Annotated in this window: 1 protein-coding gene; it reads left to right on the top strand. The window is 49.3% G+C overall.

Annotated features, from left to right (window positions below):
- A partial coding sequence (locus R7P74_RS28980) for a hypothetical protein (protein WP_318124156.1) occupies positions 1-531 on the top strand: 531 nt, incomplete at both ends.

Below are 531 nucleotides of genomic sequence, written 5' to 3' on the forward strand. Positions count from 1 at the left end.
TGATGGATATCGCCAGGGGTTTGAGGCAGGATATTCCGCGGGCTACGAAAAGAAAGCCTTTGACGCCACGATTCCGGGGAATTTAGCCAAACGCGGAGCAATGGATATTCCGGCGGCAACTGCGACAACCAGGTCGGGTCAGACTTCGGCTGATGAAGTGAACATCTCACTAACCTCCGAAACAACAGTTTCTTCCCCGGAGTCTGTTGCCACAACGAATACAACAGAATCACCGCGTGTTTCTACCATTCAAAAGGTTGCTTACGTTTCATCAGACGATCCTATTATTATTGTTCCGCGGGATACTGAAATAATTATCGAGTTGGACGAGGCTTTGGACACAGAACGAAACCGCGAAGGTGATAAATTCACCGCAAGGGTGGTTTCACCGGTTGAAATAGCCGGCGCTGTCATTGAAGGACACATCGAAAAAGTTACCCGTCCCGGGCGTTTGAAACGCAGATCGGAATTGCTTTTGGCTTTTGACCGTATTGTTCTGTCCGAGCGGCGCTGGAGCAATTTCAATGCTCT

This window comes from Vibrio sp. 2033 (assembly GCF_033339735.1).